This is a genomic window from Allobosea sp. CRIB-10 (genome assembly GCF_900112185.1).
In the GTDB taxonomy this organism is placed as follows: domain Bacteria; phylum Pseudomonadota; class Alphaproteobacteria; order Rhizobiales; family Beijerinckiaceae; genus Allobosea.
This window is the reverse complement of sequence record NZ_FOKP01000007.1, coordinates 204,615-227,751: the sequence shown is the minus strand read 5'-3', so window position 1 is coordinate 227,751 and position 23,137 is coordinate 204,615. Positions and strand designations below refer to the sequence as shown.

26 protein-coding genes are annotated in these 23,137 nt (G+C 67.0%); 11 read left to right on the top strand and 15 right to left on the bottom strand.

Annotated features, from left to right (window positions below; genetic code table 11):
* The first annotated feature begins 305 nt into the window (after positions 1 to 305).
* Both BMZ69_RS12240 and BMZ69_RS12235 read left to right on the top strand, forming a co-directional pair.
* Positions 306 to 1,058: an enoyl-CoA hydratase-related protein gene (locus BMZ69_RS12240; protein ID WP_092156905.1), complete on the top strand. Its 753-nt coding sequence runs from the start codon at positions 306 to 308 to the stop codon at positions 1,056 to 1,058.
* A gap of 98 nt (positions 1,059 to 1,156) precedes the next feature.
* The gene (locus tag BMZ69_RS12235; protein ID WP_092156904.1) at positions 1,157 to 1,963 is read left to right on the top strand and encodes a transglutaminase-like domain-containing protein; all 807 of its coding nucleotides are present in this window, start codon (positions 1,157 to 1,159) and stop codon (positions 1,961 to 1,963) included.
* A gap of 22 nt (positions 1,964 to 1,985) precedes the next feature.
* Here the strand turns inward: BMZ69_RS12235 and BMZ69_RS12230 are convergent, their stop codons facing one another.
* The 5 genes from BMZ69_RS12230 to BMZ69_RS12210 form a co-directional block, all read right to left on the bottom strand.
* Positions 1,986 to 2,240 carry a hypothetical protein gene (locus BMZ69_RS12230; protein ID WP_139219040.1) on the bottom strand — a complete coding sequence of 85 codons (255 nt, stop codon included), beginning with the start codon at positions 2,238 to 2,240 and terminating at the stop codon, positions 1,986 to 1,988.
* Positions 2,241 to 2,355: 115 nt separating this feature from the next.
* Complete coding sequence (locus tag BMZ69_RS12225) at positions 2,356 to 3,204, bottom strand: metal ABC transporter permease (protein WP_092156902.1); 849 nt, start codon at positions 3,202 to 3,204, stop codon at positions 2,356 to 2,358.
* Positions 3,201 to 4,055, bottom strand: a complete 855-nt coding sequence (locus BMZ69_RS12220; protein WP_092156901.1) for a metal ABC transporter permease — start codon at positions 4,053 to 4,055, stop codon at positions 3,201 to 3,203. Before BMZ69_RS12220 ends, BMZ69_RS12225 begins: the two co-directional genes overlap by 4 nt.
* On the bottom strand, positions 4,052 to 4,939 hold the full coding sequence (locus BMZ69_RS12215; protein WP_139219042.1) for a manganese/iron ABC transporter ATP-binding protein: 888 nt from the start codon (positions 4,937 to 4,939) through the stop codon (positions 4,052 to 4,054). The genes BMZ69_RS12220 and BMZ69_RS12215 overlap by 4 nt, the downstream gene beginning before the upstream one ends.
* Before the next feature lie 17 nt (positions 4,940 to 4,956).
* Positions 4,957 to 5,877, bottom strand: coding sequence for a metal ABC transporter substrate-binding protein (locus BMZ69_RS12210; RefSeq protein WP_092156899.1), 921 nt, complete (start codon positions 5,875 to 5,877; stop codon positions 4,957 to 4,959).
* A 130-nt stretch (positions 5,878 to 6,007) separates the two neighbouring features.
* Here BMZ69_RS12210 and BMZ69_RS12205 point away from each other — a divergent pair, with 130 nt between their 5' ends.
* Both BMZ69_RS12205 and BMZ69_RS12200 read left to right on the top strand, forming a co-directional pair.
* Positions 6,008 to 6,469, top strand: coding sequence for a Fur family transcriptional regulator (locus BMZ69_RS12205; RefSeq protein WP_092156898.1), 462 nt, complete (start codon positions 6,008 to 6,010; stop codon positions 6,467 to 6,469).
* A 177-nt stretch (positions 6,470 to 6,646) separates the two neighbouring features.
* Complete coding sequence (locus BMZ69_RS12200; RefSeq protein WP_092156897.1) at positions 6,647 to 8,362, top strand: GGDEF domain-containing protein; 1,716 nt, start codon at positions 6,647 to 6,649, stop codon at positions 8,360 to 8,362.
* A 12-nt stretch (positions 8,363 to 8,374) separates the two neighbouring features.
* Here the strand turns inward: BMZ69_RS12200 and acs are convergent, their stop codons facing one another.
* The gene (acs, locus tag BMZ69_RS12195) at positions 8,375 to 10,327 is read right to left on the bottom strand and encodes an acetate--CoA ligase (protein WP_092156896.1); all 1,953 of its coding nucleotides are present in this window, start codon (positions 10,325 to 10,327) and stop codon (positions 8,375 to 8,377) included.
* Positions 10,328 to 10,598: 271 nt separating this feature from the next.
* The gene (locus tag BMZ69_RS12190; protein WP_092156895.1) at positions 10,599 to 11,753 is read right to left on the bottom strand and encodes a trans-sulfuration enzyme family protein; all 1,155 of its coding nucleotides are present in this window, start codon (positions 11,751 to 11,753) and stop codon (positions 10,599 to 10,601) included.
* Between the two features lie 104 nt (positions 11,754 to 11,857).
* On the opposite strand from BMZ69_RS12190, the gene BMZ69_RS12185 reads away from it, so the two are divergent.
* Positions 11,858 to 12,367 (top strand): TspO/MBR family protein, encoded by a 510-nt coding sequence (locus BMZ69_RS12185; RefSeq protein WP_092156894.1) that lies wholly within the window; start codon positions 11,858 to 11,860, stop codon positions 12,365 to 12,367.
* A 4-nt stretch (positions 12,368 to 12,371) separates the two neighbouring features.
* Here the strand turns inward: BMZ69_RS12185 and BMZ69_RS12180 are convergent, their stop codons facing one another.
* The 5 genes from BMZ69_RS12180 to BMZ69_RS12160 form a co-directional block, all read right to left on the bottom strand.
* Positions 12,372 to 12,779: a type II toxin-antitoxin system VapC family toxin gene (locus tag BMZ69_RS12180; protein WP_092156893.1), complete on the bottom strand. Its 408-nt coding sequence runs from the start codon at positions 12,777 to 12,779 to the stop codon at positions 12,372 to 12,374.
* A gap of 9 nt (positions 12,780 to 12,788) precedes the next feature.
* Positions 12,789 to 13,058, bottom strand: a complete 270-nt coding sequence (locus BMZ69_RS12175; RefSeq protein ID WP_092156892.1) for an antitoxin — start codon at positions 13,056 to 13,058, stop codon at positions 12,789 to 12,791.
* Between the two features lie 72 nt (positions 13,059 to 13,130).
* Positions 13,131 to 13,505 (bottom strand): response regulator, encoded by a 375-nt coding sequence (locus BMZ69_RS12170; protein WP_091836358.1) that lies wholly within the window; start codon positions 13,503 to 13,505, stop codon positions 13,131 to 13,133.
* 4 nt (positions 13,506 to 13,509) lie between these two features.
* Positions 13,510 to 14,070, bottom strand: a complete 561-nt coding sequence (hpt, locus tag BMZ69_RS12165) for a hypoxanthine phosphoribosyltransferase (protein ID WP_092156891.1) — start codon at positions 14,068 to 14,070, stop codon at positions 13,510 to 13,512.
* Between the two features lie 130 nt (positions 14,071 to 14,200).
* A complete protein-coding gene (locus tag BMZ69_RS12160; RefSeq protein WP_175506774.1) occupies positions 14,201 to 15,025 on the bottom strand; it encodes a zinc-ribbon domain-containing protein in 825 nt (274 codons plus the stop codon).
* 270 nt (positions 15,026 to 15,295) lie between these two features.
* On the opposite strand from BMZ69_RS12160, the gene ftsE reads away from it, so the two are divergent.
* From ftsE to BMZ69_RS12135, 5 genes are all read left to right on the top strand, one after another.
* The gene (ftsE, locus tag BMZ69_RS12155) at positions 15,296 to 15,955 is read left to right on the top strand and encodes a cell division ATP-binding protein FtsE (protein ID WP_092156889.1); all 660 of its coding nucleotides are present in this window, start codon (positions 15,296 to 15,298) and stop codon (positions 15,953 to 15,955) included.
* Entirely contained in the window at positions 15,942 to 16,919 is a 978-nt protein-coding gene (locus BMZ69_RS12150; RefSeq protein WP_139219039.1) for a cell division protein FtsX, read from the top strand. Before ftsE ends, BMZ69_RS12150 begins: the two co-directional genes overlap by 14 nt.
* A 137-nt stretch (positions 16,920 to 17,056) precedes the next feature.
* Positions 17,057 to 17,791, top strand: a complete 735-nt coding sequence (locus BMZ69_RS12145) for a YdcF family protein (protein ID WP_092156888.1) — start codon at positions 17,057 to 17,059, stop codon at positions 17,789 to 17,791.
* Between the two features lie 51 nt (positions 17,792 to 17,842).
* Complete coding sequence (locus BMZ69_RS12140; RefSeq protein WP_092156921.1) at positions 17,843 to 18,625, top strand: lysophospholipid acyltransferase family protein; 783 nt, start codon at positions 17,843 to 17,845, stop codon at positions 18,623 to 18,625.
* A gap of 59 nt (positions 18,626 to 18,684) precedes the next feature.
* Positions 18,685 to 19,170: a hypothetical protein gene (locus BMZ69_RS12135; protein WP_092156887.1), complete on the top strand. Its 486-nt coding sequence runs from the start codon at positions 18,685 to 18,687 to the stop codon at positions 19,168 to 19,170.
* 4 nt (positions 19,171 to 19,174) lie between these two features.
* On the opposite strand, the gene BMZ69_RS12130 is transcribed toward BMZ69_RS12135, so the two are convergent.
* Complete coding sequence (locus BMZ69_RS12130) at positions 19,175 to 19,732, bottom strand: gamma-glutamylcyclotransferase (protein ID WP_092156886.1); 558 nt, start codon at positions 19,730 to 19,732, stop codon at positions 19,175 to 19,177.
* A 139-nt stretch (positions 19,733 to 19,871) separates the two neighbouring features.
* On the opposite strand from BMZ69_RS12130, the gene BMZ69_RS12125 reads away from it, so the two are divergent.
* A complete protein-coding gene (locus BMZ69_RS12125) occupies positions 19,872 to 20,927 on the top strand; it encodes a DUF2125 domain-containing protein (protein WP_175506773.1) in 1,056 nt (351 codons plus the stop codon).
* Here the strand turns inward: BMZ69_RS12125 and rpoH are convergent, their stop codons facing one another.
* Both rpoH and BMZ69_RS12115 read right to left on the bottom strand, forming a co-directional pair.
* Positions 20,928 to 21,824 carry an RNA polymerase sigma factor RpoH gene (rpoH, locus tag BMZ69_RS12120; protein ID WP_092156884.1) on the bottom strand — a complete coding sequence of 299 codons (897 nt, stop codon included), beginning with the start codon at positions 21,822 to 21,824 and terminating at the stop codon, positions 20,928 to 20,930.
* Between the two features lie 207 nt (positions 21,825 to 22,031).
* Entirely contained in the window at positions 22,032 to 23,063 is a 1,032-nt protein-coding gene (locus BMZ69_RS12115; protein WP_092156883.1) for an RluA family pseudouridine synthase, read from the bottom strand.
* Positions 23,064 to 23,137 lie beyond the last annotated feature (74 nt).

The following is a 23,137-nucleotide window of genomic DNA, read 5'->3' as shown; positions in this document are numbered from 1 at the left end:
CCGTCGGCCATCGCCCGCGTCAGCGCCTGCAACAGGTCGGAACGCAACGCCGCCGCCAATGCGTTCACCGGCGGATGGTCGAGGCTCGCGACGGCCACATCTCCGTGACGGGCCAATGTGACTGTGGGCATGCGGTCTCCACCCTGTCTTCTCGGCGTGGCCGTCACGCCCTGATTATTTGAAACTTAAAATAATGCTGGTTGCACTGCAACGACGCAGAACCTGCCGGGCTTCCTTGACCGGCGCAATCCCCTCCCCCATCGTCTGCCGCCGCCTCGGGCGGGAGAGACGATGAGAAGGTTTGCATGAGCGAGACCGTTCTGAGCGAGACCCCGGCCGAGGGCGTCAGGCAGATCACCATGAACCGGCCCGACCGGCGCAATGCGCTCGACCGCGCCACCTATCAGGGGCTGATCGACGCGCTCGCCGCCGCGGATGCCGACGCCTCGGTGCGCGCCGTCGTGCTCACCGGCGCCGGCGGCTGCTTCACCAGCGGCAACGACATCAAGGATTTCGCCGCTGCGGCTGCGACCGGCGTCGGCGCCGAGATCGCCATCGACTTCCTGACCGCGATCTCGACGGCGAAGAAGCCGATCGTCGCGGCGGCGGAAGGTTTTGCCGTCGGCATCGGCACCACCATGCTGCTGCATTGCGACCTCGCTTTTGCCTGTCGCGGCGCCAGCTTCCGCATGCCCTTCGTCAGCCTCGGCCTCTGCCCGGAAGGCGGTTCGAGCTATCTCCTGCCGCTGATCGCCGGCAGCAAGCGCGCCGCCGAATTGCTGATGCTGGGCGAAGCCTTCGGCCCCGAGGCCGCGCAGGACGCCGGCCTGATCAACGCCGTCACCGAGGATGGCGGTGCGCTCGCGGCGGCGCTCGACAAGGCCAGGGCGCTGGCGGCGCTGCCGCCGCAATCGGTCGCGCTGACGAAGTCGCTGCTCAAGCGCGGCAGCGCTGCCGCCGTGGCCGAGACGATCGGGACCGAGGCACGCCATTTCGGCGAGCGATTGAAATCCGCGGAGGCGCAGGCCGCCTTCATGGCGTTCCTGACCAAGCGCTGACGGCGGACACATCGGCCTTCGTACGGCTGTCGCGGGAATCGCGGAACATCCTGCTCCTCACAACGTTGACGCGCGTCAGCGATCAAAGGGAGCAGGATGTGAAGCTGAAGGTCGTCGCCACCCTAGTCTATCGCTTCGACCATGAAACGCCGGTGATCGTCGCGATCGAGCCGGCGCTTTCGTCCGACCAGACCACCCTCTCGGAACAATTGCTGATCGACCAGCCAGCCGAGTTGATCCGCGATCTGGATGCGGACACCGGCATGCGCCGCTTCCGCGCCGTGCTGTCGGGCCAGGTCTCGATCCAGTATCAGGGCACAATCGACAACGGCATGCGCCGCCAACTGCATGCGCAGGCGCGCCAGCATGCCTGGGCCGAATTGCCCGCCGAGGTGCTGCCCTATCTGCTGCCCAGCCGCTTCTGCCCTTCCGACAATCTGATGCGCTTCGCCCAGCGCGAGTTCAGCGACATCGAGGCGGGCGGCGCCAAGGTGCTCGCCGTGGTCGATTGGCTGCAGGAGCATGTCGATTACATCCATGGCGTCAGCAACGCGCAGACCACGGCCGAGCAGACCTTCATCGACCGCGCCGGCGTCTGCCGCGACTTCAGCCATCTCGCCATCGCGCTCTGCCGGGCGCTGAACCTGCCGGCGCGTGCCGTCAGCGTCTATGCCGCCGATCTCGACCCGCCGGATTTCCATGCCGTGTTCGAGGTCTTCCTCGACGGGCGCTGGTGGCTGGTCGATCCGACCCGGCTGGCGCCGATCGAGGGCATGGTCCGCATCGCCGCCGGCCGCGACGCCGCCGACATCGCCTTCCTGACCAGCGGCAGCCTGTGCCAATGCCTGAACCAATGGGTCGAGGTCAGCCGCATCGAGGACAGCGAGCCGGTTCAAGCGGCTTGAGCCGACGGCTCAGCCGCGACGATCAATCATCGTCATCGTCGTCGCGCCGGCGCCTGCGCCGCCGGGAGTGGTAGTCGTCGTCATCGCGCCTGCGCCGCCGATAGCCATCATCGTAATAGCGGCGGCGATACCAGCGACGGCGCCGGCGATCATCGTCGTCGTCATCGTCGTCGGCCCGCGCCGCGGTCGCGGTCAGTGCCGAGCCGGCGATCGCCATCGGCAAGGCGAACAGCGCCAGCCGCAGCAGCGTTCGTCGCTTCTGGTCGGTCTCGCTCATCATCGTCTCCTCCATATCGGCCATGTCCCATCGCAGCGGGACACCTTGGCGGATTTGGGAAGAACGCGTGGCGAGGGGCCTTATTCCCAAGAGGTCCCATTTTTCGCGGTAGGGCTCAGGCTGGCCGCACCGCGGCCAGCCTCCGCGTCCTAAGGAGGCTGCGCGTCAGCGCGGCCAGGAACAGCATCGCCTGCACCACGACGATGCAGGGCCCGGTCGCGACGTCGAGATGGAAGCTCAGGATCGTGCCGAGAACGCTCGACGTCACCGCCGCCGCGACCGCAACCAGCAGCATCAGGTCGAAGCGGCGCGTGGTCAGGTAGCCGATCGCACCGGGCGCTATCAGCATCGCCACGACGAGGATGATGCCGACCGCCTTGAGCGCGGCGACGATGGTCAGCGCCAGCATGGCGAGCAGGCCGAAATGCAGCGCCCTGACCGGCAGGCCGATCGCCCGCGCATGCGCCGGATCGAAGGCGTGCAGCAGGAAGTCGCGTCGTTTGACGAGCATGAAGCCGGCGACCGGCAAAGCGATCAGCGCCGTCTCGGCGATGTCGCCCCAGGTCACGCCGAGCATGTTGCCGAACAGGATGTGCATGAGGTGCTGGTCGCTGTCGACCTTGACGAACAGCACGAGGCCGAGCGCGAACATGCCGGAGAAGACGATGCCCATCACCGTGTCCTCCTTCACCCGGCTGTTCTCCTTGAGATAGCCGATGCCGAAGGCGCAGGTCAGGCCCGCCGCGAAGGCACCGATGGCGAGCGGCAGGCTGGCGATATGGGCGAGCACGATCCCGGGCAGCACGGCATGCGAGACCGCATCGCCCATCAGCGACCAGCCCTTGAGCACGAGGAAGCAGGACAGCACGGCGCAGACGAGCCCGACCATCACCGCGACGGCAAGGCCGCGCATCATGAACTCATGCGCGAAGGGCGCGAGCAGCCAGGTTTGGATGAGGCTCATGCCGGACCTCCGACGCTGGCGGCGCGGCGCGCCCCGAGGCGGCCATGCTTGGGCGCGAACAGGAAGGCGGCGAGGAAGAGCAGCGTCTGGAACACGACGATGAGGCCGCCGGTCGAGCCGTCGAGGAAGTAGCTGGCATAGGCGCCAACCGCCGAGGTCACGACGCCCATCGTCACCGCGATCGCGATCAGCCGGCCGAAACGGTCGGTTAGGAGATAGGCGGTCGCGCCGGGCGTCACCACCATGGCGATGACGAGGCAGGCGCCGACCGTCTGCAGCGCCGCGACCGTGCAGGCCGAGAGCAGCACGAAGAACAGGATCTTCAGCCGCGTCGGCGACAGGCCGACGGCGCGGGCCTGGTTCTCGTCGAAGAAGACCAGCATCAGATCCTTCCAGCGCAGCAGCAGGATGGCGAGCGAGACGAAGGCGATGATCGCGACCTGGATCACATCCTCGTCGGAGATGCCGAGGATGTTGCCGAGCACGATCGACTGGACGTTGACCGAGGTCGGGTTGATCGAGACGATCATCAGGCCGACGGCGAAGAACGTCGTGAAGACCATGCCGATCACGGCATCCTCGCGCAGTTGCGTGCGCACCCTGACCAGCGCCATAGCGAGGGCCGCCAGCAGGCCGGAGAAGAAGGCGCCGGCGGCATAGGGAACCTTGAGGAGATAGGCGAGCGCGACACCGGGCACGATCGCATGCGCCAGCGCATCGCCCATCAGCGACCAGCCCTTCAGCATCAGATAGCAGGACAGGAAGGCGCAGACGCCGCCGACCAGGGCCGAGACCCAGATCGCCTTGACCATGTATTGATAGCCGAAGGGCTCGAGCAGAAGTTCGATCACGGCTGCCCGTCCTTCCTGCCGGCGGCGGGCTTCTCCTGGTCGCGGTCGCCATAGAACACGAGCGGGCGCTCGTCGTCGGTGATCACGGTGACGCGGCGCTCGTCGGCATCGGCATGCAGGCTCGCGCCTTCCAGGCGGAAATGCCGGAGCGCGCCGCCGAAGGCCCGCTGCAGATTGTCCTGGGTGAAGGTGGTCTCGGTCGGCCCGGCGGCGAGCACGGTCTTGTTGACGATGACGACCTGGTCGCAGAAATCCGGGATCGAGCCGAGATTATGGGTCGAGACCAGCATCAGCCGGCCTTCCGCCCTGAGTTCGCGCATCAGCCCGACGATCTGGTCCTCGGTCTTGACGTCGACGCCGGTGAAAGGCTCGTCGAGCAGGATCACCTGGCCGCCCTGCGCCAGCGCACGCGCCAGGAAGACGCGCTTGCGCTGGCCGCCGGAGAGCTCGCCGATCTGGCGGCGGCGGAACTCCAGCATGTTGACGCGATCGAGCGCCTGCTCGGCCGCCTCGCGATCGGCTTTTCGCGGCAGGCGCATGAAGCCCATATGGCCGTAGCGCCCCATCATCACGACATCGTCGACCAGCACCGGGAAGGTCCAGTCGACCTCCTCGGCCTGCGGCACATAGGCGACGAGGCCGCGCTTCAGCGCCTGGCGCACCTCCAGGCCGGCGATGCTGACCAGCCCCTGCGCCGGTTTCAGGAAGCCCATCAGCGTCTTGAAGATCGTCGACTTGCCGGAGCCGTTGACGCCGACCAGCGCGCAGATCGTGCCCGGGCCGAGCGCGAAAGAGGCGTCGTTGACCGCGGTCACGCCATTGGCGTAGCGGACGGTGACGCCGCTGACCACGAGCGACGGCGTCGGCCCCTGCCCCGGGCGGATCTCGGCGGCCTCACGGTTCACTGGCCGAACCCCTTCGCGATCGTGTCGACGGTGACCTCGAGCAGCTTGAGATAGGTCGGCACCGCGCCGCGCGCATCGGAGAGCGAGTCGACATAGAGCACACCGCCGTACTTGGCGCCGGTCTCGCGCGCGACCTGCTTGGCGGCCTTGTCCGAGATCGTGCTCTCGCTGAACACCGCCGGGATCTTGTTCTTGCGGACGAGGTCGATCAGGCGGCGCACCTGCTGCGGCGTGCCCTGCTCGTCGGCATTGATCGGCCAGAGATAGGCTTCGCGCCAGCCATAGTCGCGGGTCAGATAACTGAAGGCGCCCTCGCTGGAAACGAGCCAGCGCTTCTCGGCCGGCACCTTGTCGAGCCGGGCGCGCAGCGGCGCGTCCATCGCCTTGATCTGCGCGGCGTAGTCGGCGGCGTTCTTGGCATAGGTCGCGGCATTGGCCGGATCGGCCTCGGCCAGCGCCTTGCGGATGTTCTCGACATAGATCAGCGCGCTCGCCGTCGACATCCAGGCATGCGGGTTGGGCTTGCCCTCATAGGGCCCTTCCTTGATGCCCATCGGCTCGATGCCCTCGGTCACCACCGCGCTTCGGACGTTCTTCACATTGTCGAAGAACTTCTCGAACCAGCGCTCGAGGTTCATGCCGTTCCAGAGCACGAGATCGGCCGATTGCGCCTTCACTACGTCGAGCGGCGTCGGCTGGTAATCGTGGATCTCAGCGCCCGGCTTGGTGATCGACTCGACGATCGCGGCTGTGCCGGCGACGTTCTGGGCGATGTCCTGGATCACCGTGAAGGTGGTGACGACACGCAGCGGCTTGCCCGGCGCAGCCTGCGCCAGAGCCCCCGCAGCGGACGTGGCGAGGCCGAACGCGAGCGTCGTGGCGGCGGCAAAGCCAAGGAAACAGCGGCGCGTGAACATGGTGTCTCCGATAGCAGGACTGTGAACAATGGAACGCTATTGCAACCCACTTGCATTTGTCAACGCAATTGCAAATGAATTGCGATAACTCATTTTTGCAAATGCCTCTCAGCGTTGCTACCTCTCTGGCATGAAGGGAATCGACCAGCGCGTGGAGGCGTTCGAGCTCCAGCTCCGCAAGGCGGGTTTGCGCATGACCCAGCAGCGCCGGCTGATCCTGCGCGTCCTGGCGGAGGCCGACGACCATCCGGACGCGAAGGGCATCTTCACCCGCGCCTTCGTGCACGACCCGACCCTGTCGCTCTCGACCGTCTACCGGACGATGAAGGTGCTGGAGACGCAAGGCGCGATCGAGCGCCACGCCTTCGAGGACGGCGTGTCGCGCTACGAGCATGCCGACCAGGCCCATCACGACCATCTGATCGACATCGAGAGCGGCAAGGTGATCGAGTTTTCTTCGCCCGAGATCGAGGAGCTGCAGGCGAAGATCGCAGCCAAGCTCGGTTACGAGATCGTGCGACACAGACTGGAACTCTATGGGCGCAAGCTCGACGCTAAGGTCAGGCGCAAACGCTCAGACCCGGCCAACTGAAAGGCAACGTTGGCGATGACCGGTTTACCGAATCTCAATCGCCGCCTCCGATAGCTCACCTAACGGCAGATTGCCCCGTCGCAGCGTGAGCTTGTTTTGAGCGATCGATTCCCAGAGCCCGTTGCTGCTCGTTTGCGGCGCGGGGCCAGCCTCGATACAAAACTCGTTCTGGGCTGCATGATCCTGCTTGCGCTGTCGCTGGCGCTGGCAATAGGCCTGATCAGCATTCTCGGCAGCGATTATATCCGCGCCAGCCGCAATTTCGAGGCCCTTACCCTCTACCGCAAGGTGCTGACCGCGGCGAACCGGCTCTCTGCGGAACGCGGTCCGATGAACAGCGTGCTCGGCGAAGAGCCCGCGCCCGATACGGCCGCGCGGCGCAAGCTCGCCGAGTTCCGCGCGCTGAGCGACCGCTCCTTGGCCGAGATCCTGCCGGATGTTGATAGCGGGGCCCCTCACCTTGTCGGGCGCGAGGGGCTGGAAGCCGTTCAGTTGCGTCTCGCCGAAGCGCGCCGCGCGGCCGATCGATTGAGCGTCCTGCCCCTGGCCGAGCGCAGCGGCGCCGACATCCAGGGCGTCATCGCCGGCATGTTCGACGTCGTCGAGACGATGCGGCCCGTGGTGACCGGAGCCATGGCCGAGCTGATCGAGCACGACAGCACACTCGCCGGGCACGCTTTGGCCGGGCAGATGCTCGGCGACCTGCGCGAATATGCCGGCCGGATGGGCTCCTTCCTCGCCCCCTCGATCGCCGCGCATGAGCCGCTCTCCATGGCCGCCCATGACGAGCTCGCCCTCACCCGCGGGCGCCTCCTGCAGATCTGGCAATCGCTGGAGCGCCAGCTCGCTCAGCACGCCGATGCGCCCGAATTGGTCGCCGCCGTGCACGAGGCCAACAGGCTCTATTTCGGCGAGGGCCTCGGCCTGATCGCGCGGCTGGCGGCCGAGGGCCGATCGAACCGCTACTCGGTCACCACCGAGGCGATGACGTTGCAATATGTGCCGTCGATGGCGCCGCTGGAGCGGCTGCGCGAGAGCTTCCTCGACGACATGCTGATGCACGCGCAGGCGAGCCGGACAGCCAGCGCCTGGTGGCTCCAGGCGGTGATCGCCTTCACCGTGCTGATCGTGCTGATCAACCTGACCCTGCTTCTGGCGGCGCGCCGTCGCATCTTCAGGCCATTGCTGCAGGCGCGCGACCATATCGTCGCGCTCGCCGAGGAACGCGGCCTCGATCGCCCGGCGCGGAGCGACAGGCACGGCAGCGAGATCCACGAATTGTTCGCCGCGCTCGAAACCCTGCGCCTCAAGCTGCGCGAGCGCCTGCGCCTGACCGAGCGCCTCAAGGTGCAGGCCGAAACCGACGCGCTGACGGGCCTGCTGAACCGCCGCACCTTCGACCGCCTCGGCCAGAGCGATCCTGATTTCGACTACCTGCCCGCCGAGACCGGCCTGATCCTGATGGATATCGACCGGTTCAAGCCGATCAACGATACCTATGGGCATGTCGCGGGCGATGCCGTCCTGCGTGCCGTCGCAGCGCTCGTGACGGAGATGGTCCGCAAGAACGACCTCGTCATGCGATATGGCGGCGAAGAGTTCGCCATCGTCCTGCCGAACACCAGCATCCGAACGCTCGCGCGGATCGCGGAGACGCTGCGCGCCGCAATCGCGGAGCAGGCGATCACGCTCGCCGACGGTACGGACTTACGCGTCACCGCGAGCTTCGGTGTCGCCACCGGGCGCCGCGGCGGCGCCGACTGGGAAGCCCTGATCGAAGCCGCGGATCAGGCCCTCTACGCGGCCAAGGCCGAAGGCCGGAACCGGGTCAGCATCGCCGGCGAGCAGATGCTCGCCGGTTCTGTCGCGACCGCGCCGGTCCGCGTCGCCTGAAGCCGGCGGGCCTCAGCCCGCCTTGCGCTTGTTCTGACGATTGGCGATCAGATCGTCGACGACGGCCGGATCAGCCAGCGTCGAGGTGTCGCCGAGCGCGCCGTACTCGTCCTCGGCGATCTTGCGCAAGATGCGCCGCATGATCTTGCCGGAGCGGGTCTTGGGCAGGCCGGGCGCGAACTGGATCAGGTCCGGCGAGGCGATCGGGCCGATCTCGTTGCGGACATAGGCGACCAGTTCCTTCTTGAGGTCGGCCGAGGGCTTCTCGCCCGCCATCAGCGTCACATAGGCGTAGATGCCTTGCCCCTTGATGTCGTGCGGATAGCCGACGACAGCCGCCTCCGACACCCTCGGATGCGCCACCAGCGCCGACTCGACCTCGGCCGTGCCCATGCGGTGGCCGGATACGTTGATCACGTCGTCGACGCGGCCGGTGATCCAGTAATAGCCGTCGGCGTCGCGCCGGCAGCCGTCGCCGGTGAAGTACTTGTTCGGATAGGTCGCGAAATAGGTTTCCTCGAAGCGCTTGTGGTCGCCATAGACCGTGCGCATCTGGCCGGGCCAGCTCTCGGCGATGACGAGATTGCCCTCGGCGACGCCCTGAAGCACCTTGCCCTCGGCATCGACCAGCTCAGGCTTCACCCCGAAGAAGGGCCGTGTCGCCGAGCCGGGCTTGAGCTTCGTCGCGCCCGGCAGCGGCGTGATCAGGATGCCGCCGGTCTCGGTCTGCCACCAGGTGTCGACGATCGGGCAGCGGCGCTCGCCGACGACGCGGTGATACCACTCCCAGGCTTCCGGGTTGATCGGCTCGCCGACCGAGCCGAGCAGGCGCAGCGACTTGCGCTTGGTCTTCTTCACCGGCTCCTCGCCGGCGCCCATCAGCGAGCGGATCGCGGTCGGGGCGGTATAGAAGATGTTGACCTTGTGCTTGTCGACCACGTCCCAGAAGCGCGAGATCGTCGGATAGGTCGGGATACCCTCGAACATCAGCGTCGTGGCGCCGTTGGCGAGCGGCCCGTAGAGGATGTAGCTGTGGCCGGTGACCCAGCCGACATCTGCGGTGCACCAGTAGATGTCGCCGTCATGGTAGTCGAAGACGTATTGATGCGTCATCGCCGCATAGACGAGATAGCCGCCGCTGGTATGCAGCACCCCCTTCGGTTTGCCGGTCGAGCCCGAGGTGTAGAGCAGGAACAGCGGATCCTCGGCCTTGACCTCGACCGGCGGGCAATGGCCTGAGACCTTCGCGGCCTCGTCATGGTACCAGACGTCGCGGCCATCCTTCATGGTGACGTTGCCGCCGGTGCGCTTGACCACGATCACCGTGCCGATGCCGCCCTTCACCTTGTCGTCGGCGGCGTCGACATTCTTCTTGAGCGGCACAGCGCGGCCGCCGCGCAGGCCTTCATCGGCGGTGATCACGATCTTTGAATCGGAATCCTCGATGCGGCTCGCCAGCGAATCCGGCGAGAAGCCGCCGAACACCACCGAATGCATCGCCCCGATCCGGGCGCAGGCCAGCATGGCGTAGGCGGCTTCCGGAATCATCGGCAGGTAGATCGTGACCCGGTCGCCCTTCTTGACGCCCTTGGCCTTCAGCACGTTCGCGAACTTGCAGACCTCGGTATAGAGCTGGCCGTAGCTGATCTTCTTCGATTCGCTGGGATCATCGCCCTCCCAGATGATCGCCGTCTGCTTGGCCCGCGTCGCAAGGTGCCGGTCGATGCAGTTGAAAGCGACGTTGGTGGTGCCGTCCTCGAACCATTTGATCGAGACCTTCCCCGGCTTGTAGCTGACGTTCCGGACCTTGCTGTAGGGCTTGAACCAATCGATCCGCTTGCCGTGCTCGCCCCAGAACTTGTCCGGGTCCTTGATCGAGGCCGCATACATCTTCTTGTACTTGGCGTCGTTCAGCCAGGCCTTCTTGGCCCAGGAAGCTGGCACGTCGTAGATCATCTCGGTCATAACAGGCGTCTCCCCAGACTTGGGCCGTCGTCAGGACCGGTTCATCGGCTCGCGGCAACGCGCCACGACGATCCGACCGGCCTTATTCGAGTTCGTCGCATCATAGGCAGCAAGCCCGCGCCGACAAGCGCCGCGGGCTCGCACTTTGGTGTCACAGACTTTTGGCGAGGATGGCGATGATCGCGGCGGCCCGTGACAGGCCAGCCATCCTCCCCGCCACGGCGAAACGGGAGGCCGGAATGGCAGCGATGGGATAGCCTCGGCCTTGGTCTCAGCGATGCCCGGCCTTCAGCGCCTGGTCGAGATCGGCGAAGAGATCCTCGACATCTTCAATGCCGGTCGAGAGGCGCAGCAGGTCGGGCGGGCAAGGCGAGCCGGCGCCTTCGATCGAGGCACGATGCTCGATCAGGCTCTCGACGCCACCGAGCGAGGTGGCGCGCTTGTAGAGCTCGACATGCGCGGCCGATTTGACCGCCGCAGCCTCGCCGCCAGTGACCTGGACCGAGAGCATGAAGCCGAAGCCGCCCTCCATCTGGCGGGCGGCGATATCGTGGCCGGGATGCTGCGGCAGGCCGGGATAAAGCACGCGCGAGACCAGCGGGTGAGCCGACAGCTTCTGCGCCAGCGCCATCGCCGAGGCCGACTGGCGCTCCTGCCGGAGATGGAGCGTGCGCATGCCGCGCATCAGGAGATAGGCTTCGAACGGGCCGAGAATGCCGCCCTGTCCCTTGCGGACGGTCTTGATGCGGGCCCAGAACTCATCGTCCTCACGGGCGCAGAGCGCCCCGGCGACGACGTCGGAATGGCCGTTCAGCACCTTGGTCGCGGCATGCATGACGATGTCGGCGCCGAGCGTCAGCGGGCGCGTGTGCACCGGCGAGGCGCAGGTCGAATCGACCGCGAGCTTCGCGCCGGCCGCATGAGCGATCTCGGCAGCGGCGGCGATATCGGTGATGGTCCAGAGCGGGTTGGACGGCGTCTCGGCCCAAACCAGCTTGGTGACGCCGGGCTTTACCGCTTCCTTCAGCTTGGCGAGGTCGTCGGTCTCGACGAAGTCGATCTTCAGGCCCCAGCGCGTCGCCTCGGTCAGCAGCCAGGCGCGCAGCGCCCAGTACATCACCTTGGAGGCGACGACATGATCGCCCGGCGAGAGCGCCTGGAACACGGCGGTCGCCGCGGCCATGCCGGAGCCGAACAGCAGGGCGCCGGCCTTGGCCTCCTCCAGCATGGCGAGCACGGCCTGCGCCTCGTGCACCGTCTCATTGTCCGGCCGGCCATAGATGAAGCCGGAGGAATAGGCGTTGTCCTCGTCGCGGATATAGGTGGTGGAGACGTGGATCGGCGGCACCACGGCCTTGGTCAGCGGGTCGATCTTGCCCATCGCCTGGGCGGCGAGCGAACGGGGGTGCAGCGGGCGCTTGGTCATGGTCGATCCGATTTCCACTATGTAAGACGATTCATCTCACCTGAATTGCTGCGCTGCAAGAGGCGCGTCTTGTGTGGCGCGCAGGGAAGCTCCATCCTCGCCGCATGAGCATAGCGACAGACAGCACCGACCGTCAGCCGAATGTGTGGCTTGCTGCGGCCCTCGCAATCCTGCCAGTGGTGGCGGCATCGCTGATCGGCAGTGCCGTGACCGTGCCGCAGATTCCAGGCTGGTATGCCGGCCTCGCCAAGCCGCCCTTCAACCCGCCGAACTGGCTGTTCGCGCCGGTCTGGACGACGCTGTTTGTGCTGATGGCGCTGGCCGCCTTCCGCATCTGGCGGCTGCCGACCGGAACCGCAGCCAGAGCGCAAACGCTGCTCGCCTACCACGTCCAGCTCGCGCTCAACATGCTCTGGTCCTGCGTGTTCTTCGGCCTGAACAGCCCGGCCGGCGGGCTCGCCGTGATCGCGCTGCTGCTGGCGGCGATGATCTGGACGATGCGGCGCTTTGCAACGCTCGGTGACAGGCTGTCCGTGGCACTGTTCGTGCCCTATCTCGCCTGGGTCTCGTTCGCGAGCCTGCTCAACGCTTCGATCTGGTGGCTGAATCGCTGAACGATCACCCCGCCCAATCGGTAACCATCAGACCGGCTACGCGCTCGAATTCGCGGCGGTTGCCTGTGACGAGAACCGCACCCCGTCGCCGGGCTTGGGCCGCGATCAGGATGTCGTAAGCACCCATCGGCGTGCGGGAGGTTTCGAGCACGGCGCGGACGTCACCGGCCTCAGCCGCATCCTCGGAATCGAAGAGAAGCTCCTCGAAGCCTTCCGCCAGGAAGGCGTCGAGGATCCGTGCAGATGTTTCGCGCCGAGCGCTCTTGGCGATGCCGTAGCGCAATTCGAAGAGGACGATCGTGGGGATCAGGAGCGTCGTTCCTGCCGCCAGCTCTTGCTGAAGCCGCCGCTCGATGGCCGGAACGCGGCCGTTGATCGCGAACACGATCACATTGGTATCGAGGCAGAACATCGGAACGGCTCAGCCGAACCCGATCTCGTCTTCGTCGTCCGGAGGCGGGTCGTCCGGCAGCCCCTCGACTAGGAAATCGCGCGCGCCGAGCGCGTCGAGACGGGCGCGCCAGGCGGCAGCATCGAAAGGCGCACGCGCGACCGGTTCGAGGATGACCTTGCCGCCGACCTTGCTGACCTGCACCTCGCTGCCTTCGAAGCGGAACTCCTTCGGCAGCCGCACCGCCTGGCTGCGGCCGTGCATGAAGAGCTTGGCCCTCGCCGATGCAGCGTCACCCATGTCGCGCGCTCCAAACAGGTGGTGTCTACCAAAGATAGATATCATTGTCCGGGCGTTAATGGGCGAAGGATTTCACCCGATCGAGCGCTCGATCACCCGCAGCACCGTCTCGCGCAATTCGGCGATGGTGAAGGGCTTGGTCATCACCTCCGAGACGATCGTCTCCAGGCTCTTGGCCCGTTCGCGTTGCTCGGCATAGCCGGTCATCAGCATGATGGTGAGGTCGGGGAAGTGCTGCTTGGCCGCGAGCGCCAATGCAATGCCGTCCATCAAGGGCATGCGGATATCGGTGAGCAGCAGGTCGAAATGGCCCTGCTCGGCCATCAGGATGTCGAGCGCCTCGGCGCCGTCGCCGGCTGTCAGGCAGTCATGCCCGTCCATGGCGAGGCCGCGCGCGACCAGCGAGCGCAGGCTTTCCTCGTCATCGACCACGAGAATGCGCGACATGTCCTCAGATCCCCGGCAGACCGGCCTGGTCGGCGGTCTCGATCACGCCGACATAGGGCAGTTGGCGATAGGAATGGGCGACGTCCATGCCGTAGCCGACGACGAAGAAGTCCGGGCATTCGAAGCCGACATAGTCCGCTTCGATGTTGACGGCGCGCTTGGCCGGTTTCTCCAGCAACACGGCGGTCGAGACGCGGGCGGCGCCACGCGCGGCCAGCAGATCCTTGGCGAAGGCGAGCGTGCGGCCGGATTCGAGGATGTCATCGACGAGCAGGACGTGCCGGCCACGGACGTCGCTCTGCACGTCCCGCAGGATCTCGACCTGGCCGGAGGACACGGTGGCGGCGCGATAGCTCGAGAGATGGACGAATTCGACCTGCGGGGTCATGCCGGCGCGGTGCATGGCGCGGATCAGGTCGGCGACGAACATGAAGCTACCCTTCAGCACCGCGACGACGAGCAGGTCCTCGCCGGCGGTGGTGGCGATCTCGGCGGCCATTTCGGCATTGCGCGTGGCGATCGCCGCCTCGTCGTAGAGAACGCGGATACGCTGGGGCTGGGACATCGACGACCGTTCCTTTCGGCGCGGGCCCGTGCCCGCGCAGCCCCGTGATCGCGGGCTAAACTCTTCAGGCCTGAATCATAGCGTTCATGTGCCGACAATTGAAGCGGCCGGCCTTCAGGGGTGTGGGAAATCAGTAGAGGCTGGCTAAGCCGTCGGGGCTGCCCCCGCCGAAACGCAACTGGACCGAGCGGCCATCCTGCGGCGGCGAAGCGAGGCGAGCGCGGAAATGCATCAATTCCGCCGGCTCGAGCGACGGGCGCGGCGGCTCCGTCGTCCAGCTGTAGAGCACCTTGCCGTCCTCGCCTTGCACCATCACCGTGATCGGCGGCACCTTCGTCGTGCTCTTGGCGATATTGGTGACGTCGCCGGAAACCACGAGGAAACGCCCCTGCGGATCCTGAACCAGCTCGCTCTCGACGGCACTGAAGGCGAGTCCGCGCACATTCACCGGCAAGCCGATGCTCGCATAGAGGCCGGCGAATTGCGGCATCACCCGAACGACGCGCTCGCGCTGCCAGAGCCCGAGCCCGAGCGCGGCGAGCCCGGCGACGACGAAGAGGCCGGCAGCTGCGGATGGCAGGCTCCCAGCCGGCTTGCGGGCGCCCGGCCAGTTGCGCTTCCGCTTCGAAAGCCGTGATGGCGGCGTCGCATCCGGCTGCGCCGGCTCGGCCCGCTCCGATGCGAGCGCCGAGATGTCGGCGTCGATCTCGGCGGCTCGGCGCAGCTCTTCGGCCAACTCCGCGGCGGTCTCCTCGGGGCTGGGGGCGCCAGGAAAATCCGGCATCGCGGCATCGAGATCGGATTGCAGGACCTCTTCGGTCGGCTGCGCCTCTCGCGGCGCCTGGATCTGCCAGGTCGTCTGGCAGCTGGCGCAGCGCACCTTGCGACCTCCGGCCCCGATCTTGGCCTCGGCGATCTCATACCGGCTGGCGCAGTTGGGGCAGACGATCTGCATGGCCTTAAAAATGCTCGCTCCGCGCTGCATCCCCGGGGATGTCGGTCCGGAGCCTGATCCTCCCGCCGCTGCGCGCAAGCGCAAGCGGGTGCGGCCAGCCGCTCCGCCTCCCATAGGGTCGATTTATGGTTAACGTCACGTAAAGCCCGAACCGAGCAGGGCTGAGGAAAACCTGCCGGTGCTTCCTGCCGGGGCTTGGTCTCGGTGTAAGGTCGTGCCGGCTCGGCGCCCGTCCGCTACGATTCGGAAAGTTCAGCGAGAGGAACAGCGTTGGTTCGGTTCGAGAATGTCGGCTTGCGGTACGGGATGGGACCGGAGGTGCTGAAGGACATCAACTTCAGCATCGCGCCGCGCTCCTTCCAGTACCTGACCGGGCCGTCGGGCGCGGGCAAGACCACGCTGATCCGGCTGATCCTGATGGCGCTCAAGCCGACGCGCGGGCTGGTCAACCTGTTCGGCCAGGACGTCTCGCGCCTCGAAGCCGCCACGCTGACCGATTTCCGGCGACGCATGGGCGTCGTCTTCCAGGATTTCCGGCTGCTCGACCACCTGACGGTCTATGAGAATGTCGCGCTGCCATTGCGCGTCCTCGGCAAGGACGAGGCGAGCTATCGCGCCGAGGTGGTCGAGCTGCTGCGCTGGGTCGGGCTCGGCGAGCGCATGCATGCGGTGCCCGCCGTCCTCTCCGGCGGCGAGAAACAGCGCGCCGCGATCGCGCGCGCACTGATCAGCCGGCCGCAATTGCTGCTCGCCGACGAGCCGACCGGCAATGTCGACCCCGGACTCGGGCGCCGCCTGCTCCGCCTGTTCATGGAATTGCAGTCGCTCGGAACCGCGGTGGTGATCGCGACCCACGACATCGCGCTGATGGAACTCTACGACGCGCCGCGCCTCGTGCTGGCGGATGGGCATCTGCATGTCGACGCCTGACCATCTCGACCTGGACGAAGCCGAGGATGAGCGGCCACGCGGCGGCTCGCGCCTGCCGGCGAGCCTGCGCCGCGACCAGCCGCTCGTGCCGGTCGATTCCGTCGCCGGGCGCGCGCTCGTCGTCGTCATCGCCATCCTGACCTTCCTGGCGGCGCTGAGCGCCGGGGCGGCGCTGCTCGCCGCCCGCGCCTCGGAGCAGTGGCGCGGCGCGGTCGCCAACGAGATGACGATCCAGGTCCGGCCCGATCCGCGCCGCAACATCGAGCAGGACATCGCCCGCGCGGTCGAGCTCGCCCGCGCCGTGCCGAGCGTCGCCGATGTCAGGCCGATGCCGCGGGCCGAATCGGACAAGCTGCTCGAACCCTGGCTCGGCGCTGGGCTCGATCTCGTCGAACTGCCGATCCCGCGATTGATCGTGCTGCGGCTGTCCTCGACCTCCGCCAACGATCTTGTCGCCTTCAGCCAGACATTGCGGCGCGAGGTGCCGAGCGCGATGCTCGACGATCACCGGCTCTGGGTGCGCCGCCTCTCGACCATGGCGAGCACGATCATCCTCGCCGGCGTCGCGGTGGTGCTGCTGGTGCTGGTGGCGGCCGGGCTCGCCGTCGCCTTCGCGACGCGCGGCGCCATGGCCGGCAGCCGCGATTCGGTCGAGGTGCTGCATTTCGTCGGCGCGACCGACGAGTTCATCGCGCGCGAGTTCCAGACGCGATTCGTCGCGCTCGGCCTGCGCGGCGGCGCGGCCGGCGGGCTCGCGGCGATCGTTGCGATCGCGCTGCTCGGCTTCCTCTCCTCGGCCTGGAGCGCGACCCCGGAAGCCGACCAGTTGCAGGCGCTGTTCGGAGCCTTCGAGATCGGCTGGTCCGGCTATGGCGTCGTCATCCTGGTCGCGGCGGTGGTCGCGGCGATCGCGGGACTCGTCTCGCGGCTGACGGTGCGCCATTATCTCAGGGCAATGGGCTGACTCGCTGCGCGGCGGAGTTGTGAGAGTGCCGTCATTGTGCCCGATTGGGCGGTTAGTTACCCGATCTCATGGTGCTCCTTGGAACCCGGCAAGGTCAATTCCCCTGTGTTGAGGACAGCCCGGCTGCCTCGCGACCGATGACGACGCTCGCTTCTCCGCGGCGCCGCTGGTTTCGCCGCTTCCTTGTCTGGTCCTGCCTGTGCGGCTGCTTCGTCGTCGCCGCCGGCTATGTCTGGTTTGCCACCGGCTTGTCTCGGACCGAAGCCGGAGCGGCGCCGCGGACCGACGCCATCGTCGTCGTCACCGGCGGGGCGCAGCGCATCGGCGATGCCGTCAGCCTGCTCAACGCCGAGCGCGGACGCCGTCTCCTGATCAGCGGCGTCAACGAGAAGACCGGCCGGGAGGAATTGGCCAAGCTCAACCCGACGGCGCGCGAGGCGCTCGCCTGCTGCGTCGACCTCGACTATCGCGCCCGCAACACCATCGGCAACGCCATCGAGACGCGGCGCTGGGTCCGCCGCCATGATTTCCGCTCGCTGCTGGTGGTGACCTCGAACTACCACATGCCGCGCACGCTGCTCGAACTCCGGCATGCGATGCCCGAGGTGCGCTTCGTGCCGCATCCCGTGGTGACCGACCAGGTCGACGTCGCCGGCTGGTGGCGCGACTGGCACACGCTCCGACTTCTGGTGCCCGAATACCTCAAATACCTGGTTGCTGCCGCGCGCAGCAAACTGGAAACGGACCCTGAGACGTCAAGGCTCTCGGTGATCATCGGCGGGCGCAAGCCGATCTCGCCGAAGCCGAGCGACCAGATCGGTCCCGAGCACGAGAAGCGCTCGCGGGCGGCGACGCAGGCGCGCGGAGCCTGACCTGCTCGAAGGGCTCTTGACGCGCTTTGGCAGCCGGGGTTCTTGCAGATCATGCTTCTAATCCGCTCGCTCCTGTTCAACACCGCCTTCTACCTGAACCTCGCCTTGTGGCTGCTCGCGGCCATGGTGACGATGGTGCTGCCGCCGCGCTTCCTGCTGAAGATCGCGCTGTGTTGGGCGCAGACGTCGCTCTGGTGGATGCGGGTGATCGTCGGCACACGCTACGAGATCAAGGGCACCGAGAACATTCCGCCCGGCGGGATCATCATGGCGGCCAAGCACCAGTCGACCTGGGAGACCTTCGCGCTGGTGACGGTGTTCCGCAACCCCGTCTACATCCTCAAGCGCGAATTGACCTGGCTGCCCTTTTTCGGCTGGTGCCTGCTCAAGCTCAGGATGATCCCGGTCGATCGCGGCGCCCGCAGCCGGGCGCTGCAGGCGGTGACAAGGCGCGCCAAGGTCGAGCTCGGCCAGAACGGGCGCCAGCTGATGATCTTCCCGGAGGGCACACGCCGGCCGGCCGGCGCCGAGCCGGCCTACAAATACGGCGTCACCCATCTCTATGCCGAGCTCGGCGTTCCCTGCGTCCCCGTCGCGCTCAATGCCGGCCTCTACTGGCCGCGCCGCAGCCTGATCAAGCGGCCGGGCACGATCAAGGTCGAGATCATGCCGGCGATTCCGCCGGGCTTGGACAAGGCGGCTTTCCACGCCCTGCTGCAGGAGCAGATCGAGACGGCGAGCAACCGGCTCTTGGCCGATGGTCTCGCCGAGCTCGACCGGCTCGGCGTGCCCGCTCCTGTCAGTATACGTCAGGAGGCGCAGCCCAGCGCGTGATCGGCCTTGACAACGGACTTGAGTGTTCCGATTTTGTTCTAGAACAAAGGAGGAACGATATGGCTGCTTTGGCCCGAGCCCGTTTCCCAATCGACCGCAACCGGTCGCCCGACAAGATGCCGCGCCAGCTCAATCTGCTGGAGGCGCTGCAGCCTGCGAAGGCGGAGCGCGCCGCGCCGCTGTTCGACGATGCTGCCGGTCTGCCGGGACAGGTGCGCGAGATGCCACTACGCGCGACGGCCCAGCTCGCCGAGCGCCGTTTCACCGCCTGGCGCGGCCGTTCCGGCCGGCGCTATGTCGCCTCGGTCTTCGCCATCCAGGACGGGCATGCACTCGGCTTCACTGGCGCGGTGCTGCTGGCGGTGTCGCCTGACCGGAAGATCGTCGCGGCGCGCGACAGCGGGCCGTTCGGCATCGATGCGGCGTTGACGCGCTGGCGCGACGCCGTCGCCATGGCCGGCGCCAGCGAGATCCATGTCCATCTCCTGGCGGAAGACAGCGCCGGCCGCCGCGCCGCGCTCTGCGACCTGATGCCGGAGGCGTGAGCGCTCAGGGCGCTCCCGGCTCGTTCGTCCTGTCCAGCTCGGCGACGAGATGCGCCAGCAGCGGGTCGTGGATGCCCATCTCGTGCAGATGCTCATGGGTGCGCCGGACATAATCCGGATTCTCGCCCGAGACGCCCTTGCCTTGCCGGACGAAGGCCAGCACCGCTTGCTCCGGAAGGCGCCCGGCATATTGCTCGTGATTACGATCGGCGATGTAGGTGAGCGCAGTAAGCCGGCGGCCGTCGTCGAGCCGCAGCGCCAGCCGCCGTTCGAGATAGACCGCGGTCGCCTGCTCACGGGCCCGTAAGTAGTCGATCGTCTCCTCCGCCTGGTCGGCGGGAACGCGGAAGGCGACGCCGCGGCAGATGCCGCCGCGATCGAGGCCGAGCACCAGCCCCGGCACCTCGGGCGTGCCGCGATGGACATGCGAATAGATGCAGAGCGCGCGGTGGTAGCCGTGCAGGCGCGCGCCGGCACGCTCGACGAAGGCGAAACCGGGACGCCAGATCAGCGAACCGTAGCCGAACACCCAGAGATCTTCCGGCGGAAGCGGCGCCCTCATCCGTTTCCTCACAATTTAGCCCGCTTGCCTCGCCAGAGAGGCAGGGCGACCCGTAGGCGGATCACCCTCGCCGGCGCTGGCGCGTTGCGGCCCCGGTCGCTATCAACCTGCCGAGATTTTCGCAATGGAGCGCCCGCGCATGTCCGATACCACGCCCGTGCGCCGGCATGGCCGCTTCTGGCTCTATGCGCCCTTCGTGCTGCTGGCGCTGCTCGCAGCCGGCTGGTCGGGGATCTGGGGCTTTGCGCGCAGCAAGGTCGACCAGGAGCTCGATGCCGGCATCGCCCGCGAGGCAAAGGCCGGCCGCAACTGGACCTGCCGCGAGCGCAGCGTCGGCGGTTATCCCTTCCGCATCGAGGTGCGCTGCGCCAGCCTGACGCTGACCTCCTCGCGCTGGGGCGACGAGGTCAAGCTCGATGCCGGCCCGGCCGTTGCGGTCGCGCAGGTCTGGACTCCCGGCCACATCATCCTGCAGATGACCGGCCCGATGCTGGCCAACCTGCCGCAGGGCCGCAAGGCGGCGCTCGACTGGAAGGCGCTGGCCGCGAGCCTGCATCTCAGCGGGCTCGCTTTCGAGCGCTTCTCACTGGTGCTGGGCGAGCCGGTCCTGACCGTCACCGAACCCGGGCAAGCAGCGGCCGAGACCTGGCGTGCGGCTGCAGCCGAGGCGCATCTGCGGCCCAATCCGCAGCGCTTCGCCAGTGACGGCACCGTCGATCTTGCCGTCAACGCCAAAGGCGGCGCGCTGCCGGCGCTGGAGGCGCTTATTGGCAATGGCCAGCTTGCCGATCTCGATCTGCAGGCCAGCCTGTCGCGCGCTTTGTCCTTCCGGCGCGGTTTCAACCCCGATGCGCTCGAAGCCTGGCGCATGGCCGGCGGCATCTTGGATGTGACCAAGCTCGTCATGACCAAGGGCCCGACGAGGCTGGAGGCGAGCGGCCAGGTGACGCTCGACGAGGCGCACCGGCCGGCCGGCAAGGTCGCGGCTGCGGTCGCCGGTGTCGACCGCATCGCCGGCATCAACGTCGGCGGCCTGACTGCGGGCCTCGGTGCGCTGCTCGGCGGGCGCAGCGATGGCGGGCAAAGCAATACGGCGGCAGGGCTTACGCCGCTGCCGCCGCTGGTCCTGCGCGAGGGCAGGGTCTTCCTTGGGCCGCTCAGGCTGCCCTTGCAGCCTTTGCCGCCATTGTATTGATCAGGCCGCGGGCAGGGCCGCCCGCGGCGCCTCGATCTTCACCAGCGCCTTCTTGACCGCCTCCTGCACCTTCTCGAAGGCGCGGACCTCGATCTGGCGGACACGCTCGCGCGAGACGCCGAACTCCTCGGAGAGCTCCTCCAGGGTGATCGGGTCCTCGGCGAGGCGGCGCGCCTCGAAGATGCGGCGCTCGCGATCATTGAGCACGCCGAGCGCCTCGCGCAGCGCCAGATGGCGGTTGTCGCTCTCCTCGGAAGCGGCGAGACGATTCTCCTGGCTGTCGCTGTCGTCGACGAGCCAGTCCTGCCATTCACCCTCGCCATCCTCGCGCAGCGGCGTGTTGAGCGACGCGTCGCCGCCGAGGCGGCGGTTCATGTCGATCACGTCCTGCTCGTTGACGCCGAGCTTGGTCGCAATGCTCTTGACCTGGTCGGGCTTGAGATCGCCGTCGCCGAGCGCCGAGATCTTGCTCTTGGCCTTGCGCAGGTTGAAGAACAACTTCTTCTGGTTGGCGGTGGTGCCCATCTTCACCAGCGACCAGGAGCGCAGGATATATTCCTGGATCGAAGCCTTGATCCACCACATCGCATAGGTCGCAAGCCGGAAGCCCTTGTCGGGCTCGAAGCGCTTGACCGCCTGCATCAGGCCGACATTGCCTTCCGACACGACTTCGCCCATCGGCAGGCCGTAGCCGCGATAGCCCATGGCGATCTTGGCGACGAGACGCAAATGCGACGTCACGAGCTTATGGGCCGCGTCGCGGTCGCCATGCTCGCGCCAGCTCTTGGCCAGCATGAATTCCTCGTTCGGTTCCAGCATCGGGAACCGACGGATCTCGTCCAGGTAACGTGAAAGTCCGCCCTCCGCGGACATGACGGGCAACGACGCAGTCGCCATGCTCGTACTCCTTTCCGGCTCCCGCTCTGCGGCGAGCCAACCACCCGATGTTCCATCGGGCAGGATCTCCGGTGCTGTGCGTTGACGACGACCTTCGCCCTGTCGTCCGCTACCGGCACCCAGCGGCGCCCCTTTAGCCATCCGCTTTCGCAATGCAGTATAGACGATGCGAGGGTGGCGGAAAGTGGGCAACGCAGCAAAAATCGGTCACAGGATCGAGAGTTCTGCTTGCAAACGTGCAAAGTCGGCTGGAGGTTCCGACTCGAAGCGCAATTCCTCGCCGGTGACCGGGTGCTCGAAGCCGAGCAGGCGCGCATGCAGCGCCTGGCGCCCGAGATCGGCTAGCGCAGCGCGAGCGTTTTCCGGCAGACGGCTCGCCTTGGTCATGAAGCCGGAGCCGTAGAGCTGGTCGCCGAGCAAGGGGTGGCCGATATGGCTCATATGGACGCGGATCTGGTGGGTGCGCCCGGTCTCGAGCTGGCACTCGACCAGGCTCGCCAGCGCCTCGATCTCCTCATGGCCGCGCAGCAGGGGCGGATAGCGCTCGATCAATTCGATATGGGTGATCGCCTCGCGGCCGCGGCCTTCGCCGACCACCATCATCTTCTCGCGATTGCGGTTGGAGCGCTCGATCGGCGCGTCGATCGAGCCGGTCTGCCGGCGCGGCGAACCCCAGACCAAGGCAAGGTAAGCCCGTTCGAGAGGACCGGTGCGGCCGTGGTCGGCGAACTGCTTGGCGAGGCCGCGATGCGCCCTGTCGTTCTTGGCGACGACGAGCAGGCCGCTGGTGTCCTTGTCGAGCCGGTGGACGATGCCGGGCCGGCGCACGCCGCCGATGCCCGAAAGGCTCTCCCCGCAATGAGCGATCAGCGCATTGACGAGCGTGCCGTCCTCATGGCCGCCGGCGGGGTGGACGACGAGCCCGGCCGGCTTGTCGATCACGATCAGGTGCTCGTCCTCGAAGACGACGGTGAGCGGGATGTCCTGACCGACCGGCGCGGCCGGCTTGGCCTCGGGCATGACGAGGGAAAGCCGCTGGCCGGCCACGACCTTGCGGCTGGCATCGGCAGTGACCATTCCGTCGATGCTGACGCCACCTTCCTTGATCACCTGCTGCAGGCGGGCGCGCGAGACCTCGCCGCCGAGCAGCGTGAGCGCCTTGTCGAGGCGCAGACCGGCCTGCTCGGGCGTGATGACGAGCTCGGTGGCGGATGAGGAGGTGATCTCGGAGGCGGTCATGCGCCGTCTATAGGCGTCCAGAAGGCAAAGATCACGCGTCATGCTCGGGCTTGCCCCGACCATCTCAGGGAAAG

Bases quoted from the DNA above. Each gene is read 5' to 3' on its own strand.
- BMZ69_RS12180 (WP_092156893.1), bottom strand. From the start codon at position 12,779: ATGTTCTGCCTCGATACCAATGTGATCGTGTTCGCGATCAACGGCCGC.
- BMZ69_RS12200 (WP_092156897.1), top strand. From the start codon at position 6,647: ATGATCCTGCTTGCGCTGTCGCTGGCGCTGGCAATAGGCCTGATCAGC.
- BMZ69_RS12160 (WP_175506774.1), bottom strand. From the start codon at position 15,025: ATGCAGATCGTCTGCCCCAACTGCGCCAGCCGGTATGAGATCGCCGAG.
- BMZ69_RS12125 (WP_175506773.1), top strand. From the start codon at position 19,872: ATGTCCGATACCACGCCCGTGCGCCGGCATGGCCGCTTCTGGCTCTAT.
- rpoH (WP_092156884.1), bottom strand. From the start codon at position 21,824: ATGGCGACTGCGTCGTTGCCCGTCATGTCCGCGGAGGGCGGACTTTCA.
- BMZ69_RS12185 (WP_092156894.1), top strand. From the start codon at position 11,858: ATGAGCATAGCGACAGACAGCACCGACCGTCAGCCGAATGTGTGGCTT.
- BMZ69_RS12170 (WP_091836358.1), bottom strand. From the start codon at position 13,505: ATGTCGCGCATTCTCGTGGTCGATGACGAGGAAAGCCTGCGCTCGCTG.
- hpt (WP_092156891.1), bottom strand. From the start codon at position 14,070: ATGTCCCAGCCCCAGCGTATCCGCGTTCTCTACGACGAGGCGGCGATC.
- BMZ69_RS12240 (WP_092156905.1), top strand. From the start codon at position 306: ATGAGCGAGACCGTTCTGAGCGAGACCCCGGCCGAGGGCGTCAGGCAG.
- BMZ69_RS12135 (WP_092156887.1), top strand. From the start codon at position 18,685: ATGGCTGCTTTGGCCCGAGCCCGTTTCCCAATCGACCGCAACCGGTCG.
- BMZ69_RS12140 (WP_092156921.1), top strand. From the start codon at position 17,843: ATGCTTCTAATCCGCTCGCTCCTGTTCAACACCGCCTTCTACCTGAAC.
- BMZ69_RS12190 (WP_092156895.1), bottom strand. From the start codon at position 11,753: ATGACCAAGCGCCCGCTGCACCCCCGTTCGCTCGCCGCCCAGGCGATG.
- acs (WP_092156896.1), bottom strand. From the start codon at position 10,327: ATGACCGAGATGATCTACGACGTGCCAGCTTCCTGGGCCAAGAAGGCC.
- BMZ69_RS12145 (WP_092156888.1), top strand. From the start codon at position 17,057: ATGACGACGCTCGCTTCTCCGCGGCGCCGCTGGTTTCGCCGCTTCCTT.
- BMZ69_RS12130 (WP_092156886.1), bottom strand. From the start codon at position 19,732: ATGAGGGCGCCGCTTCCGCCGGAAGATCTCTGGGTGTTCGGCTACGGT.
- BMZ69_RS12150 (WP_139219039.1), top strand. From the start codon at position 15,942: ATGTCGACGCCTGACCATCTCGACCTGGACGAAGCCGAGGATGAGCGG.
- BMZ69_RS12225 (WP_092156902.1), bottom strand. From the start codon at position 3,204: ATGAGCCTCATCCAAACCTGGCTGCTCGCGCCCTTCGCGCATGAGTTC.
- BMZ69_RS12205 (WP_092156898.1), top strand. From the start codon at position 6,008: ATGAAGGGAATCGACCAGCGCGTGGAGGCGTTCGAGCTCCAGCTCCGC.
- BMZ69_RS12210 (WP_092156899.1), bottom strand. From the start codon at position 5,877: ATGTTCACGCGCCGCTGTTTCCTTGGCTTTGCCGCCGCCACGACGCTC.
- BMZ69_RS12115 (WP_092156883.1), bottom strand. From the start codon at position 23,063: ATGACCGCCTCCGAGATCACCTCCTCATCCGCCACCGAGCTCGTCATC.
- BMZ69_RS12175 (WP_092156892.1), bottom strand. From the start codon at position 13,058: ATGGGTGACGCTGCATCGGCGAGGGCCAAGCTCTTCATGCACGGCCGC.
- BMZ69_RS12230 (WP_139219040.1), bottom strand. From the start codon at position 2,240: ATGAGCGAGACCGACCAGAAGCGACGAACGCTGCTGCGGCTGGCGCTG.